General features: G+C 63.4%; 13 protein-coding genes and 1 pseudogene. 7 read left to right on the top strand and 7 right to left on the bottom strand.

The features are described 5' to 3' along the window. Nucleotides 1–161 precede the first annotated feature (161 nt). Nucleotides 162–1,181 carry a Leu/Phe/Val dehydrogenase gene (locus tag GGI48_RS09900; RefSeq protein WP_016968023.1) on the top strand — a complete coding sequence of 340 codons (1,020 nt, stop codon included), beginning with the start codon at nt 162–164 and terminating at the stop codon, nt 1,179–1,181. 362 nt (nt 1,182–1,543) lie between these two features. Further along, nucleotides 1,544–1,969, top strand: coding sequence for a hypothetical protein (locus GGI48_RS09895; protein ID WP_179598075.1), 426 nt, complete (start codon nt 1,544–1,546; stop codon nt 1,967–1,969). Nucleotides 1,970–2,146: 177 nt separating this feature from the next. On the opposite strand, the pseudogene GGI48_RS09890 reads toward GGI48_RS09895, so the two are convergent. Then, nucleotides 2,147–2,401: pseudogene (locus GGI48_RS09890) on the bottom strand (YebG family protein); the annotation flags it as partial. Between the two features lie 266 nt (nt 2,402–2,667). Between GGI48_RS09890 and GGI48_RS09885 the strand changes: the two are divergent. After that, nucleotides 2,668–3,168 (top strand): phosphate-starvation-inducible protein PsiE, encoded by a 501-nt coding sequence (locus GGI48_RS09885; protein ID WP_016968029.1) that lies wholly within the window; start codon nt 2,668–2,670, stop codon nt 3,166–3,168. Here the strand turns inward: GGI48_RS09885 and GGI48_RS09880 are convergent. From GGI48_RS09880 to GGI48_RS09870, 3 genes are all read right to left on the bottom strand, one after another. Continuing rightward, entirely contained in the window at nt 3,165–3,482 is a 318-nt protein-coding gene (locus GGI48_RS09880; RefSeq protein WP_016968031.1) for a DUF3509 domain-containing protein, read from the bottom strand. The genes GGI48_RS09885 and GGI48_RS09880 overlap by 4 nt on opposite strands. Before the next feature lie 218 nt (nt 3,483–3,700). After that, nucleotides 3,701–5,002 carry a serine/threonine transporter gene (locus tag GGI48_RS09875; RefSeq protein WP_179598072.1) on the bottom strand — a complete coding sequence of 434 codons (1,302 nt, stop codon included), beginning with the start codon at nt 5,000–5,002 and terminating at the stop codon, nt 3,701–3,703. Nucleotides 5,003–5,065: 63 nt separating this feature from the next. Next, the gene (locus GGI48_RS09870) at nt 5,066–6,442 is read right to left on the bottom strand and encodes an L-serine ammonia-lyase (RefSeq protein WP_179598070.1); all 1,377 of its coding nucleotides are present in this window, start codon (nt 6,440–6,442) and stop codon (nt 5,066–5,068) included. A gap of 135 nt (nt 6,443–6,577) precedes the next feature. Here GGI48_RS09870 and GGI48_RS09865 point away from each other — a divergent pair, with 135 nt between their 5' ends. Together GGI48_RS09865 and GGI48_RS09860 are read left to right on the top strand one after the other, a co-directional pair. Continuing rightward, nucleotides 6,578–7,525, top strand: a complete 948-nt coding sequence (locus GGI48_RS09865) for a LysR substrate-binding domain-containing protein (protein ID WP_103740957.1) — start codon at nt 6,578–6,580, stop codon at nt 7,523–7,525. 213 nt (nt 7,526–7,738) lie between these two features. Beyond that, nucleotides 7,739–8,146, top strand: a complete 408-nt coding sequence (locus GGI48_RS09860; RefSeq protein ID WP_016962913.1) for an HPF/RaiA family ribosome-associated protein — start codon at nt 7,739–7,741, stop codon at nt 8,144–8,146. Between the two features lie 87 nt (nt 8,147–8,233). Here the strand turns inward: GGI48_RS09860 and fecA are convergent, their stop codons facing one another. The 3 genes from fecA to GGI48_RS09845 form a co-directional block, all read right to left on the bottom strand. Beyond that, complete coding sequence (gene fecA, locus GGI48_RS09855; protein ID WP_179598068.1) at nt 8,234–10,591, bottom strand: TonB-dependent Fe(3+) dicitrate receptor FecA; 2,358 nt, start codon at nt 10,589–10,591, stop codon at nt 8,234–8,236. Between the two features lie 130 nt (nt 10,592–10,721). After that, entirely contained in the window at nt 10,722–11,687 is a 966-nt protein-coding gene (locus tag GGI48_RS09850; RefSeq protein ID WP_179598066.1) for a FecR domain-containing protein, read from the bottom strand. Between the two features lie 8 nt (nt 11,688–11,695). Next, a complete protein-coding gene (locus GGI48_RS09845) occupies nt 11,696–12,184 on the bottom strand; it encodes a sigma-70 family RNA polymerase sigma factor (RefSeq protein WP_179598064.1) in 489 nt (162 codons plus the stop codon). Between the two features lie 377 nt (nt 12,185–12,561). Between GGI48_RS09845 and GGI48_RS09840 the strand changes: the two genes are divergently transcribed. Then, nucleotides 12,562–13,140 carry an RNA polymerase sigma factor gene (locus GGI48_RS09840; RefSeq protein ID WP_016962917.1) on the top strand — a complete coding sequence of 193 codons (579 nt, stop codon included), beginning with the start codon at nt 12,562–12,564 and terminating at the stop codon, nt 13,138–13,140. Then, entirely contained in the window at nt 13,137–14,126 is a 990-nt protein-coding gene (locus GGI48_RS09835; protein WP_179598062.1) for a FecR family protein, read from the top strand. Before GGI48_RS09840 ends, GGI48_RS09835 begins: the two co-directional genes overlap by 4 nt. Nucleotides 14,127–14,159: the final 33 nt, after the last annotated feature.

Raw genomic sequence — 14,159 nt, 5'->3', positions numbered from 1 at the left:
CGTTTTAGCCTCGTGGCGCCGCTTCGTCCAGTGCTGACACAGGTGGTTGCAGGTTATTTCCCAATGCCAGGAAAGGCTCCCGGCTTATTCCTGCGCGGCGCAGCAAATTCCAGGCGCAAGCCTATACTGGCGACTACCAGACGTGATTCGGGAGCCCGTCGATGTTCGCTCTCATGCACAGTACCCGCCTTGAATCGCTGCACCTCAGCGTCGACCCCGGCACCGGGTTGAAGGCAGTGATCGCCATCCACAACAACCGCCTGGGCCCCGCCCTGGGCGGTTGCCGTTATCTGGCCTATCCCGATGCCACCAGCGCCGTGGAAGACGCCGCGCGCCTGGCCCGGGGCATGAGCTACAAGGCCGCCCTGGCCGGGCTGCCGCAAGGTGGCGGCACGGCGGTGATCATCCGTCCGGCCCATGTGGAGAATCGCGCCGCGCTGTTCGAGGCCTTCGGCCGTTGCGTCGAGCAACTGGACGGCCGCTACATCACCGCCATCGACAGCGGCACCTCGGTGGCCGACATGGACTGCATCGCCCAGCAGACTCGCTACGTCACCAGCACCAGCGCTGCCGGCGATCCTTCGCCCCACGCCGCCATGGGGGTGTTCGCCGGCATCCGCAGCACCGCCATGGCGCGCCTGGGCAGCGACAACCTGGAAGGCCTGCGAGTGGCGATCCAAGGTCTGGGCAACGTCGGCTTTGCCCTGGCCGAACAGCTGCATGCAGTCGGGGCCGAGCTGCTGGTCAGTGACATCGATGCGGGCAAGGTGCAGCTGGCCATGGAGCAACTGGGCGCCCATCCGATTGCCAACGATGCGCTGCTCAGTACCCCCTGCGACATCCTTGCGCCTTGCGGCCTGGGGGCCGTGCTCAACAGTCATAGCGTGGCGCAATTGCGTTGCGCGGCGGTGGCGGGATCGGCCAACAACCAACTGACCAACCTGGAAGTGGCCGACCAGCTTGAACGCCGCGGCATCCTTTATGCGCCGGATTACGTGATCAATGCCGGCGGGCTAATTTATGTCTCGCTCAAGCACCGTGGCGAGGAGCTGTCGACCATCACCGCCCACCTTTCGAAGATCAGTTCACGGCTGACCGAAGTCTTCGCTCATGCCCAGGCCGAAAAGCGCTCCCCGGCGCGGGTGGCCGATGAACTGGCGGAGCGGGTGCTGTATCGCTAGGCGTCCCTGTCTTAACTCTGGGTCCTGCCCTCTGTAGTATCTGGGCCCGGGAAAGGTTGCAGTGCCGAGCCCTGTCCCTCTTGGCCCAATTGACAAGGAATGCATTCGACGATGCCGCAAGTGCTCGATAGTGACCTGGATGAGCAGTTGTCTTCGCTGTTGCGCTCAGGTGCGGATATTCAATCGATACGCCAGCTTCTTGTGCGGTACCGCGATAGGGGCTTTGGCGCGCAGGCTGTGTACAACTATCTGGCCTCGCTCAGGCATGACGCACCTGAAGAATTTGAAGACCGAGTCCTGGACGCCATGGATATAGCCTGCGGGTACTGCTCGCCAGGCTGCAGGGTATGGGAGGTCGCGCCATGACAGCGGCTAACACGGACAAGCAATTGATCGGGTGTTCCGTCAGCGACCTGCAGTTGTACGCTGCGGCGTGTCTGGAGGCTTACTGCCTGAAACAAGGTATTGCTCATCCTGCTGTAGATGACTTGATAAAACACCTTGAGGGCTACCCGGAAAAAGATCGTTTACTGGCCTGGGAGAGGGCCGGAGCGCAACTGGCATTGAATGGGCGAGGGGATGATTTGCCTGCGAGCCTTGTCGCCTTGATAGCGCCTGAGGATATCGAGACGTTCTCCAGCATCGTTGACAGCGCGGTTGAGGTTGGAATGGTCGACCTGTATGGAGGCGCAACCGATTTGCCGGTGATCTTCATGGACAAGATCATTGCGATATTGCGTCGCAACCTTATCGATTTGCCCGAGCTGAAGGGCGCGGCAATCGTTTGACCGGCGGCTGCATAACGGGCGCTTCTTGATCGGCAAGCATGAAAAAAGCCCTGTGCCATCGACACAGGGCTTATTCAATTCGCGTGCTGCCTATTTTGCCGCCTTGGCGGCTTTCGCCGGTTTGTTCGGCGCCTCGACTTCAGCAGGTTGCTGCGCTTCAACCACCTCCACCGCGGGAGCGGGGGCGCTGAGCAACTCGGACAACGCATCCGGCTGGCTCTTGAAGGCCTTGGCAAATACATCGCGATTTTTCGCCATGTAGATCCCGGCTTCTTCCACTTGCTGCTCGCTCAACGATGGCACAGCTTTGTGCAACACTTGCGCCAGCAATTCAGCCAGTTCGAGCATTTTGTCATGACGGTCAGCTTCGGCTTTATCCATGAACAAGCGCTCCAGATCTCGGCTGCTGCGGTATACCACTTCGACGGCCATTCACCACCTCACATGCCTTCACGATAATGGGTCTGTATAAACACTGTATCTATATACAGGTCGAGAGAATAGGCGAATCCTTTTCCCTTGGATAGTGGCTTTTTAATGTAGACGGAATTTTTTTCCCGGGCCGATTGCTACGGGGCCGTGCCTCGTTGCGGGCGGCCACCATCTCACTGACGGCTCCTGGCCTTTTTTCTGCATGCAGAACAACCGTCACGTCCAATCCGCATCATCCGGTCGAACCGACCTAAGGAAGAACCATCGTGAAAATCAATTGGGCCGAGAACCTGCGGCAGAACGTGCACCAGCTGGCCGAGTCCCTGGGCAACCTGTTCGTCGAGACATTCCACTACCTGGCGCTGTTCGCCATTGGCGCGGTGACTGCCTGGGCGGCAGTGATGGAATTTCTGCAGATGATCGAGGCGGGCCACATCAAGATCGATGACATCCTGCTGCTGTTCATCTACCTGGAGTTGGGGGCGATGGTCGGCATCTACTTCAAGACCAACCACATGCCGGTGCGTTTCCTGATCTACGTGGCGATCACCGCGCTGACCCGGCTGCTGATCTCCAACGTCTCGCACCACAACCCGCCGGACCTGGGGATCATCTACCTGTGCGGCGGCATCCTGCTGCTGGCCTTCGCCATCCTGGTGGTGCGCTACGCCTCGTCGCAGTTTCCCTCGGTGAAGATCGAGCATCCGCAGCGCAAGCTCGGCGCCGGTTCCGGCGAACACCCGGAAGTGGAGAAGGGCGAGCTCTAGAACCGCAGGGCCGGAGGCGCGAGCGTCTGGCCCTTGGGCGGCGGCAGGCCCAGGCTGTCGCCGTTGGTCATGGCTTCGAGAATGGCCACGGCACTGTGGCCCTGCTCGATGGCGATACCGAACTGAATGCTTTGCACCAGGCGCTTGATGCGCTGCGGGTCATTGCGCTGGGCCGCGCTGATCATGCGCTTGGCCACCACCCGGCCACCTTCGGACAGGGTCAGCATGATGCTGCCGTCCAGGCCCTGGATGCTCAGGTTGACCTGGTATTGCGGGGTGAAGGTGTCGGTAATCAGTTGCAAAGGGTTGTCCATGATGCGTCACCGCCTGATTGGATCGTGCAGTCATTGACCGGCAGGGCGCGGAATTAGTTCGCGATTCCAGACCACTGGCCAGCCGTTCGCCGAGGGTAGTCAACGTCCGTATTGCTCCCCCGGGACAAAGCAAGGGACATGCCGGGAAACGCGCGGGGCAATGAATACGGGGACAAAAAAAGCGGACCATCAGGTCCGCTTTTTTATCCCGGCCCGTTTCAGGGCAGGAACGAGTAAATGATCGCAGACAGTGCGATCAGGCCGATCAGCACCACGAACAGGTTCGACAGCTGGCCCGAATACTGGCGCAGTGAAGGCACCCGCTGGATCGCGTACATCGGCATCAGGAACAGCAGGCAGGCGATCACCGGGCCGCCGAGGGTCTCGATCATGCCGAGGATGCTCGGGTTGAAGGTGGCCACGGCCCAGCAGGTGAGGACCATGAACAGCGCGGTGATCTTTTCCAGCTTGCCGGCCGACAGCACGCGACCACGGCTGCGCAGGCTTTTCACGATCAGCCCCTGGAAGCCTTCGCTGGCGCCGATGTAGTGGCCCAGGAACGACTTGGTAATAGCCACCAGGGCGATCAGCGGCGCGGCGTAGGCGATTACCGGGGTCTGGAAGTGGTTGGCCAGGTACGACAGGATCGAAATGTTCTGCTCCTTGGCCGCCACCAGGTCCGCCGGCGACAGGGCCAGCACACAGCTGAAGCAGAAGAACATCACCGTCAGCACCATCATGCCGTGGGCCGTGGCCAGGATGCCGTTGCTCTTGCGCTCGGCCTGGGCTCCGTACTGGCGCTTCTGGTCCACCGCGAAGGCCGAGATGATCGGCGAGTGGTTGAAGGAAAACACCATCACCGGAATTGCCAGCCACAGGGTCTTGAACAACAGCTGCAGGGGCATGCCCTCGCTGGCCGAAGCGAAGAACGCGCCGTTCCAGTTGGGGATCAGGCTCAGGGCCAGGAGCAGCAAGGCGGCGACGAACGGATAGACCAGCAGGCTCATGGCCCGCACGATCACGCCCTGGCCGCAGCGCACGATGGCCATCAGGCCGAGGATCAGCAGCAGCGACAGCAGCGCCCGGGGCGGTGGCGTCATGTGCAACTGGTGTTCCATGAAGCTGCCCAGGGTGTTGGTCAGGGCCACGCTGTACACCAGCAGGATCGGGAAGATGGCAAAGAAGTACAGCAGGGTGATCAGCTTGCCGGCGCCGATCCCGAAATGCTCCTCGACCACTTCGGTGATGTCCCCGGAGCGTCCGGAAAGGACGAAACGGGTCAGGCCGCGGTGGGCGAAGAAGGTCATGGGGAAGGCCAGCAGCGCCAGCACGATCAGCGGCCAGAAGCCCCCGACCCCGGCGTTGATCGGCAGGAACAGGGTGCCGGCGCCGATGGCGGTGCCATACAGGCCGAGCATCCAGGTGGTGTCGTGCTTGCTCCAGCCCGAGTGGGCTGTCGCGGTGTCGCGGGGTGTGGCTACAGCAGGGTGTTCGGCAGCAGGTGTGGGTACATCGGTCATCGGTATCGCCTCGTTATTATTTTTGCTCGGGCTCACGTTTTACGGACGGTCAGGCAAGGCTCCTCAGCATTCCACCCAGCTCACTGCCAGGCCGCCCCGTGAAGTTTCTTTGTATTTGTCGTGCATGTCGGCGCCGGTATCGCGCATGGTGCGGATCACCCGGTCCAGGGAAATGAAGTGCTTGCCGTCGCCGCGCAGGGCCATCTGGGTGGCGTTGATCGCCTTCACCGCGGCAATCGCGTTGCGTTCGATGCACGGCACCTGCACCAGCCCGCCCACCGGGTCGCAGGTCAGGCCGAGGTTGTGTTCCAGGCCGATTTCGGCGGCGTTCTCCAGTTGCTCGGGCGTGGCGCCGAGAACTTCCGCCAGACCGGCGGCGGCCATGGCGCAGGCCGAGCCCACTTCGCCCTGGCAGCCGACTTCGGCGCCGGAGATCGAGGCGTTCTTCTTGCACAGGATGCCCACGGCCGCGGCACCGAGGAAAAAGTTCACGACGTCGTCGTCACAGGCCTGGGGATTGAACTTCATGTAGTAGTGCAGCACCGCCGGGATGATCCCCGCCGCACCGTTGGTGGGGGCGGTGACCATGCGTCCGCCGGCGGCGTTTTCCTCGTTCACCGCCAGGGCGTAGAGGTTGACCCACTCCATGGCCGACAGGGTCGAGGTGATGACATTCGGCTTGCCGATCTCCAGCAGGCTGCGGTGCAGCTTGGCCGCGCGGCGTGGGACGTCGAGGCCGCCGGGCAGGGTGCCTTCGTGGCGCAGGCCCTGTTCGACGCACTCGCGCATCACCGACCAGATATGCAGCAGGCCGCTGCGGATTTCGGCGTCGCTGCGCCAGGCCCGTTCGTTGGCCAGCATCAGCTCGCCGACCCGCAGCTTGTGGGTTTTGCACAGGGCCAGCAGTTCGGCGGCGCTGTTGAAGTCGTAAGGCAATTCGACACTGGCGCCGGCTTCAGCTCCGGCCTCGACCTGGGCGGCTTCGATGATGAAGCCGCCGCCCACCGAGTAGTAGGTCTGCTCCAGCACGATGCCCTGCTCGCCGTGGGCGGTCAGGGACATGGCGTTGGGGTGGTAGGGCAGGCTTTGGTCCAGCAGCAGCAAATCCTGCTGCCAGTCGAAGGCGATGGGCTTGCGTCCGCCCAGCAGCAGCTGGCCGCTGTCGCGCAGTTGCTGGATGCGAGGGTTGATGCTGCCCGGATCGATGCTGTCGGGCCATTCGCCCATCAGGCCCATGACACTGGCGCGGTCGGTGGCATGGCCGACGCCGGTGGCCGACAGCGAACCGTACAGGCGGATCTGCACCCGCTGCACCTGCTGCTCCAGGCCTTGCTCGAACAGCGCCTGGGCGAAGGTCGCGGCGGCGCGCATCGGGCCCACGGTGTGGGAACTGGAGGGGCCGATACCGACTTTGAAAAGATCGAAAACACTGATAGCCATGCTAAAGCCTTACAAGCAATGGAAGGTGGATCGCTGCCATTTTTTGTAGGCCAAGCGCAATGTCGGCGATACTGCCCGGGTCGGTCGCGGCTGACCAACGAAAATTCCTAAGAGATTCTTTAGCAGGACTAAACGATGAGTCGTCAGTTTCATGCCCAGACCTATGTCTGGCTGCATGTGTTTTCCTGTGCCGCGCGGCACCTGTCCTTTACCCGCTGTGCCGAAGAACTGCACATCACTCCCGGTGCGGTCAGCCAGCAGATCCGCCAGTTGGAGGAGCGCCTGGGCCTGCGCCTGTTTCACCGCCGGCCCCGGGGCGTCGAGCTGAGTGCCGAGGGCCAGCGCCTGGCGCTGACGGTGAGCGAGGCCTACGGCAGCATCGATGCGGAATTGCGGCGCCTGGACGCGGGAATGATCAGCGGCACCTTGCGTCTGCGGTCGATCCCTTCATTTCTCGGCAAATGGCTGACCCCGCGTCTGCCGCGCCTGCAACAGCGTTATCCGGAGATCCAGCTGCGGCTGGTGGCCGAAGACAGCAGCGTGGCCCTGCACGAAGGTGACTTCGACCTGGCCATCGACCTGAACGACGGCAGTTATCCGGGCTTGCAGTCCACCGCGCTATTGGACGAGCAGATTTTCCCCGTGTGCGCGCCGAGCCTGCTGCGGGGCCGGCCGCCGCTGCATGGTCCGGCGGATCTGGCGCACTTTGCGCTGCTGCACGACATCACCGCCTGGCGTGGCAGCTACGAATACGCCGAGTGGGAGTTCTACCTCAATGCCATCGGCTTCGAAGGCGCGGATGTGCGTCGTGGTCATACCTTCAACCGCAACCACCTGACCATCGAGGCGGCGATCGCCGGCATGGGCGTGGCGATTGCCCGGCGCACCCTGCTCAACGACGAGCTGGAGCGCGGCACCCTGATCGTGCCTTTCGGCCTGGCGGTGCCCAATCACAAGCGCTATGTGCTGCTTTATGCGCCGGGCGCGCTGAGTCATCCGGGCGTGCGCGCGGTGCATGACTGGCTGGTGGAAGAGGCGGAGATTTTTCGCGGTCTGCACCCCCTGGGAGAGGGGCAGTTGTGAGGGTTTGAGCGAGGAAGCCGAATCGAGCTAACTCCCGACAGTAACAGCGCTTTTGCAGTTTGTCCGGGTTTATTTGCGTATGAATATTTATCTTTTTTTAGGGGTTGAAATGTTCCTCGCCGTGCCTAATTGTGTAATCAAGAGGTCACGAAAAGCAGGTCCAAACGCCCTGCCTTGACCCTCTTACGAGCAAGCTGAAATAAGGGAAGAACTATGCAAATCCAAGTCCATAGCGATAACCATATTCAAAGCAGCCTTCGGATGGAGGAGTGGGTGCGCAGCACCGTTGAAAGCACGCTCGAACGCTACGAAGAAGATTTGACCCGGGTCGTGGTCCACCTGCGCGACGAGAACGGCGGCAAGTCCGGTCCAGACGATATGCGCTGCCAGCTGGAAGCCCGTCCGAAAGGTCACCAACCGATTTCCGTGACCCACAAGGCCGATACTTTGGAACAGGCCATCGATGGCGCCACCGTCAAGCTGGAAAGCGCCCTGGAGCACATGTTCGGCAAACTGCGCGGCAAACGTGCGGCCGCCGTGCCCAGCAGCGATGGCAGCGAGGCCGATGCCCTGCTTGAAGAAGAATTCCTGGAAAACCAACAGGCCGCGCTCAATAGCTGACGGCCAAGCGTCCCCCCCAAAGAAGGGCCTGCATTGCAGGCCCTTTTTTTTCACTGCCAGGTGCGTTTGTGTGGCGCGGGGCGGGGTTTAGAAGGCGACGGATGTCTGCACATACAGGGTGCGCGGTTCGCCCACGTATTTGCCCTTGTTGTTGTCGTCGAAAGAGCGCGTGAAGTACTGGTGATTGAAGATGTTCTTCACCCCCACCGCGACATTCAGGTCTGACAGCTGCGGGCCGAAGTCATAGCCGGCGCGGGTGCTGAACAGCATGTAGCCGGGAATTCGACCGTTGCTGCCATCGGCGCTTTCGCGCGAGGTGTTGGCATTGTCGGCGAACTGGCTGCTCTGGTAGCTGCTGTCGAGATTGAGCTTCCACGGGCCTTCGGTGTAGCTCACGCCCAGGGTGCCCTTGTGCTTGGAGGAGAAGGGCACACGGTTGCCCTTGTTCGGACCGTCCTCACGAATCGTGGCATCGACGTAGGCGTAGGTGGCGTAAACATTGAAACCGGCCAACGCCGGATCCAGGCCATCCAGGGCGTAGTTGAGGCTGCCCTCGATCCCCTGATGGCGGGTCTCGCCACGAGCGATCACGCTGTCGTTGGTCTGGTTGCTGTCGTACTGGTTGTCGAAGTTGATCAGGAACGCACCGAGCTCCGCCCGCAGGGTGCCGTCGTCATAGCGGGTGCCCAGTTCCCAGGTGCGGGCCTTTTCCGGTTTGACCTCGCCGCTGGCCACACGGTTGGGCATCTGGCTGTACTGCACGCTGCCGAAGGAGCCTTCGGTATTGGCGTAGAGGTTCCAGTTCTCGTTGAGGTGATACATCACGTTCAGCGCCGGCAGCGCGGTGTTGTAGTCGCCCTGGTATTTGACGTGGGTGAGGTTGTTGCTTTGCTGGGACTCGATCATCTCGTAGCGGATGCCCGGGGTCAGGGTCCACTTGCCGATATCGATCCGGTCGTCGACGAAGAACGCATGGGCCTCGGTGCCGCCGCGGGTGTCGCGGTCGTTGCGGCTGTTGCTGGTGGGCAGTTGCTGATTGGCGGTCAGCGGTGTGCGATAGCGCAGTTCATGCCCGGCCTCGTTGATGTAGCGATAACCGACCCCCACCTCGTGGCTGCTGGCGCCCAGGTCGAAGCCCTGGGCGAAGCGGGTTTCCAGGCCGCGCACCCAATATTCCCGGGGTGACAGAGAAAGGAAGCTGCCCTGGTCCAGGTAACCGCTGCGCAGGGTCTTGGTGAAGAAGCTGTTGACGGTGAATTCACGACGGTCTTCCTGGTAGCGGTAGCCGACGTTGAACATCGTGCGCCGGCCCCAGAACTTGTCGTAAGGGCGGGTCGACTGGTACGGGTTGGCCTTGTAGTCCGCTACGTTCAGGCCCCCCGGCATGTCCGCCTGACCTTCGTAGTACTGGGCCATGGCGTTGAAGCTGTTGGCCTCATCGAGCTGGTACTTGCCCTTGAGGATCAGGTCGTCGATCTGCGTGTCGCTGTGTTCGCGCCAGTCGCCGCCGCGGGTGCCGGAGTACAGCAGGGCGCCACCCAGGCCGTTGTCGGCGGTACCGCCGGCCAGCAGGTTGCCGGTGGTCTTGAAGCCGTCATGGCTGGAGGAGGGGCTGGTCTCGGTCTGAAAACCGCCCTTGACCGTTGGCGTATCGGGAATCGCCCGGGTCACGAAGTTGACGATGCCGCCGACGTTCTGCGGGCCATAGCGCACCGCACCGCCGCCGCGTACCACGTCCACCGCGTCCATGTTGCCCATGCTGATGGGGGCAAACGACAGTTGCGGCTGACCGTAGGGGGCGAAAGGCACCGGAATGCCATCCATCAATACCGTGGAACGCGAGGCCAGGCGCGGATTGAGGCCACGGATAGCGAAGTTCAGCGCCATGTCGTGGCTGCCGGTGCCGTTGTTGTCCGGTGCATTGACCCCGGGAATCCGATTGAGCACGTCCCGCGCCTGGGTTGCACCTTGGCGTTCGAATTCTTCCCGGCGGATCACGTCGCGGGCGCCGGCGTGCTCGAACACATCGTTCTGCTGGGCATCACCGAGCCAGTCGCCCACCACGTTGGAGGCCTCCAGGTGCAGCGTTTGTGGGGCTTTGTCCGGGCTGGCCGGTTGCAGGCTGAAGGCATTGTTGCCTTCGGCGCGGGCTTGCAGGCCGGTGCCTTGCAGCAGGGCATCAAGGCCTTCCTGCGCAGCGTATTGCCCTTCCAGGCCACGGCTTTGCACGCCACGGGTGAGCTGTGAACCGAAGGAAATCAGCACCCCGGACTCCCGGCCGAACTGGTTCAGCGCGTCCTCCAGGGTGGTGGGGGCAATGTGATAACTCTTGGCTGCCTCGGCGGCCTGAGCCAGGGGCAGACCGCCGAGAGTCAGGCTGGCGCCCAGCAGCAAGTGGCGCAACGCGCGGGCCAAGGGAGTGAGACGGGTGGGTTGCTCGGTCATGAACGGAGGTCCTGAGAAGGGGGAATCAAGGTGGCTTTCCTTCTCTGTCACCCGAGCCTTTGCAAACGGCTCACCTGATCGGACATTTTTTTCGGCGGCAAAGACCCCTGTGCGAATGAACGGGCCGCTTCTACGCCCGTGCTTCAACAGTGACCCAATACCGGGTAAAGCACCGCACCTTGACCGGCAGGCTGATTTCCAGAAGATCCAGAATCCGTTCGCTGTCATCCAGCGGATAGCTGCCGGAAATCAGCAAGTCGGCCACTTGCCCATCGCAGTTCAATTGGCCAGGGCGGTAGCGTCCCAGTTCATCGAGAAAGTCCGCCAGGCGCATGTGCGCCGCCACCAGCATGCCTTCGCTCCAGGCGCCGCTGCCGGCATCCAGGGCGCGGGGCGTTGCCCCGTGGTGACGGTCGAAACTCACCTGTTGCCCGGCCGCCACCTCAAGGGGCGCGGCCGAGTCGCTCAGCGGCTTTACGCTCACGCTTCCCGAGAACACCGCCAGGTGAGCACGCGTGTTGAACTGGCGCAGGTTCAGCCGTGCGCCTTGCAGGTTTAGCCAGCCCTGGGCGGTCTGCACCTGCAAGGGGCGGGCGTCCTGGGCGCTGCTGAGCATGATCTCGCCCTCCAGCAGGCGGATCAGCCGCTGCTGCCCGTCAAAGCGCACGTCCACGGCGCTGCGGGTATTGAGTTGCAGCTGGCTGCCGTCGCTCAGTCGCAGTTGGCGGCGCTGGCCCACCTTGCTTCGATAGTCCGCCAGCAGCGGCGGCAGCGGGTTGTGCTCGCGCAGGCCCCAGGCCGCGACCGAGCCGGCGCCAAGCAGCAGCAACAGCTTCAGCGCCTGGCGTCGACTGGAGGACCTGGGGCCGTTCAGAGCGGCGTGGGCCAGGGGCGACGACACACCGCGCAAGCGCTGGTTGACCCGCTGGATATGCTCCCAGGCCCGTTGATGTTCGCTGTGGGCGTCGTGCCAGTGCTGCCAGGCCTGTTGCTGGCGCGGGCTCAACGGCCCGCCGTGCATTTCCAGTAGCCAGTGCACGGCCTGCTCGGCCACCTGCTGGCTGAAGTCGGGCTGGCCGTTGAGGTGTGGATTCATCAAGGCACTCACAGGGCGAAGTAGCAGCGCATGGCGGCTTTGTTCAGGTGGCGTTTGACCGTGGCGATGGAGATGTTCAATTCCCGGGCGATTTCGCCGTAGCTCATGCCGTCCAGCTGGCACAGCAGGAAGGCCCGCTTGACCGGGCGCGGCAGGCCATCGAGCAAGCTGTCCAGTTCCATCAGGGTCTGCAGGATGATGGCCCGCTCCTCTTCGGAGGGCGCGAACTGTTCCGGGATCTGCGCCAGGGTTTCCTGATAGGCCCGTTCCAGGTCCTGGCGCCGGTAGTGGTTGAACAGCACACGCTTGGCGATGGTGGTGAGAAACGCCCGGGGTTCGATCAGGGCCGGTGTTTCCCGGGCGCCGAGCACTCGGACAAAGGTGTCCTGAGCCAGGTCGGCGGCGCTGTGCGGGCAGCCGAGCCGGCGTCGCAACCAGTTGTTCAGCCAGCTGTGATGGGCGTGGTAGAGGCCTTCGACGGTAGCGGAGTGGGACAAACCGGACGCTCCTGCGCGAACAAGACTTATTAGATAACAAGAATTGTTCGCATTTTAGGGGGTTGATACGGCATTCGGCAATCAGGGGGCGGCCGCGAAGCCAGGAGAAATTCGTCGCGGGCTTTTTGCATATGAGAATATTTATTATTAAAATGCCCGCCTGTTTTCCGGTCCCTGTGCGCGGTGCCGGCTTTCCTCTCGCTTCAAGGTCGAAACATGAAAAGCCAGGTCGGCGCTATCGCCACTTCCTATTGTCTGGCGTTGGCTTCGCGGGTTCTCGCCGTGTTGCTGGCGCACGCCTCCTGCTTCAAGCAGGGGCTCGCTCACCGGGTGCGGCCGCCAGTGCTCGCCCCGGCCTGTTGCTGAGCGAGCCGACGATGATGAGCACCTTGCCACCCAAGCCTTCTGAGTTGGAACACGCCGATCCTCAGGGCAGCCGCGCGCATTTTCTGCAGGTGTTCCTGTCCCAGCGTTCGCAGATGGAGGCCCTGGTCAGCCGCCGGGTCGGTTGCCGGGCCACCGCCGCCGATCTGGTGCAGGACCTGTTCCTGCGCTTCTGGCGCCGGCCGCTGGTGCAGGTCGAAGAACTCAGCACTTACCTGCTGCGCTGCGCCGGCAACATCGCCATCGATCATCTGCGCAGCGAGGGCGCGCGGGTGCGGGTCAGCGAAGGCTGGCTGCCGGAACAGCAGGACCACCAGGGCTGCGAACCCCAGGCCGCCCTGGAAGCCGGCAACGACCTGCGCCACGTCGAGGCCGCCCTGCGCAGCCTGCCGCAGCGTACCCGGCAGATCTTCCTGCTCAACCGCATCCACGGGCGCAAGTACGCCGAGATCGCCCAGGCCATGGGCCTGTCCCAAAGCGCCGTGGAAAAACACATGATGCGCGCCCTCGAAGCCTGCAAGGCCAGCCTGCGGGAACCCTCGACCCCGCGCACGCCAAGGAATGCACCGTGAACCACCGCCCCCGTGTCAGCCCCACGCCCGCCCAGGAACAGGCGGCCCTGGCCTGGCTGAGCCTGCTCCACGACCAGCCCAGCAGCGGCGATCAGGCGACCTTCAGCCAGTGGCTGCAGGCCGACCCCGCCCATGGCGAGGCCTACGCCCAGGCCCAGGTGCTGTGGGAGCTGAGCGAACAGCCAGCGCGGACCCTGGCCGCTGAAGACGCTTTTGCCCTGCAAGGCCTGCTGCGCTCCATGGATGCGGCCAAGGGCCGAGCGCGGCGCCGCGGGTCTGCGGGCCTGGCCCTGGCCGCCAGCGTGCTGCTGGCGGTGGCCCTGGGCGCCGGTTGGCAGCCTGGGCGCTGGGTCGATGACCTGGGGGCCGACTACGTTTCCGCGCCGGGCCAGGTGCGCACCGTGACCCTGGCCGACCAGAGCCAGGTGACCCTGGATGCCGACAGCGCGATTGCCGTGGATTTCAGCGGCGGCGAGCGGCATGTGCAACTGCGCCGCGGCGCCGGGTTCTTCAGTGTCAGCCACACCGGCGCGCCCTTCGTGGTGGCGGCCGGGGAGGGCGAGACGCGGGTCCTGGGCACCCAGTTCGAAGTGCGCCTGCAACCGGCGGGCGCGCAGGTCACGGTGCTGTCCGGACGGGTCGCGGTCACGGCGGCCCAGGGCGCGGCGCAGCAGGTCCTCGGTGCCGGCCAGCAAGTGGCCTACGAGCACGCTGCCGCGACCCCGTTGCACAGCGTCGACAGCGAGGCACAGCTGGCCTGGCGCCAGGGTTGGCTGAACTATTACCACGCGCCCCTGGGCGAGGTGGTGGCCGACCTGCGGCGCTATTTCCCCGGGCGCATTGTGCTGCTCAACGACCAGTTGGCGGCGCGCCGGGTCAGCGGCAGTTTCTCCAGCCAGGACCCGCAAGCGGTCCTCGATTCGTTGCAGGCGGTGCTCGGTTTCCAGCAGCACAAGGTGCTGGGAAGGTTCATCGTCTTGCGCTGAAAGGCCCGTCCCAGAGCTCCCGAACATTCACTG

The sequence above is a fragment of the Pseudomonas protegens genome (assembly GCF_013407925.2).
In the GTDB taxonomy this organism is placed as follows: Bacteria; Pseudomonadota; Gammaproteobacteria; order Pseudomonadales; family Pseudomonadaceae; genus Aquipseudomonas; species Aquipseudomonas fluorescens_AP.
This window is presented reverse-complemented; position numbering and strand designations above follow the sequence as displayed.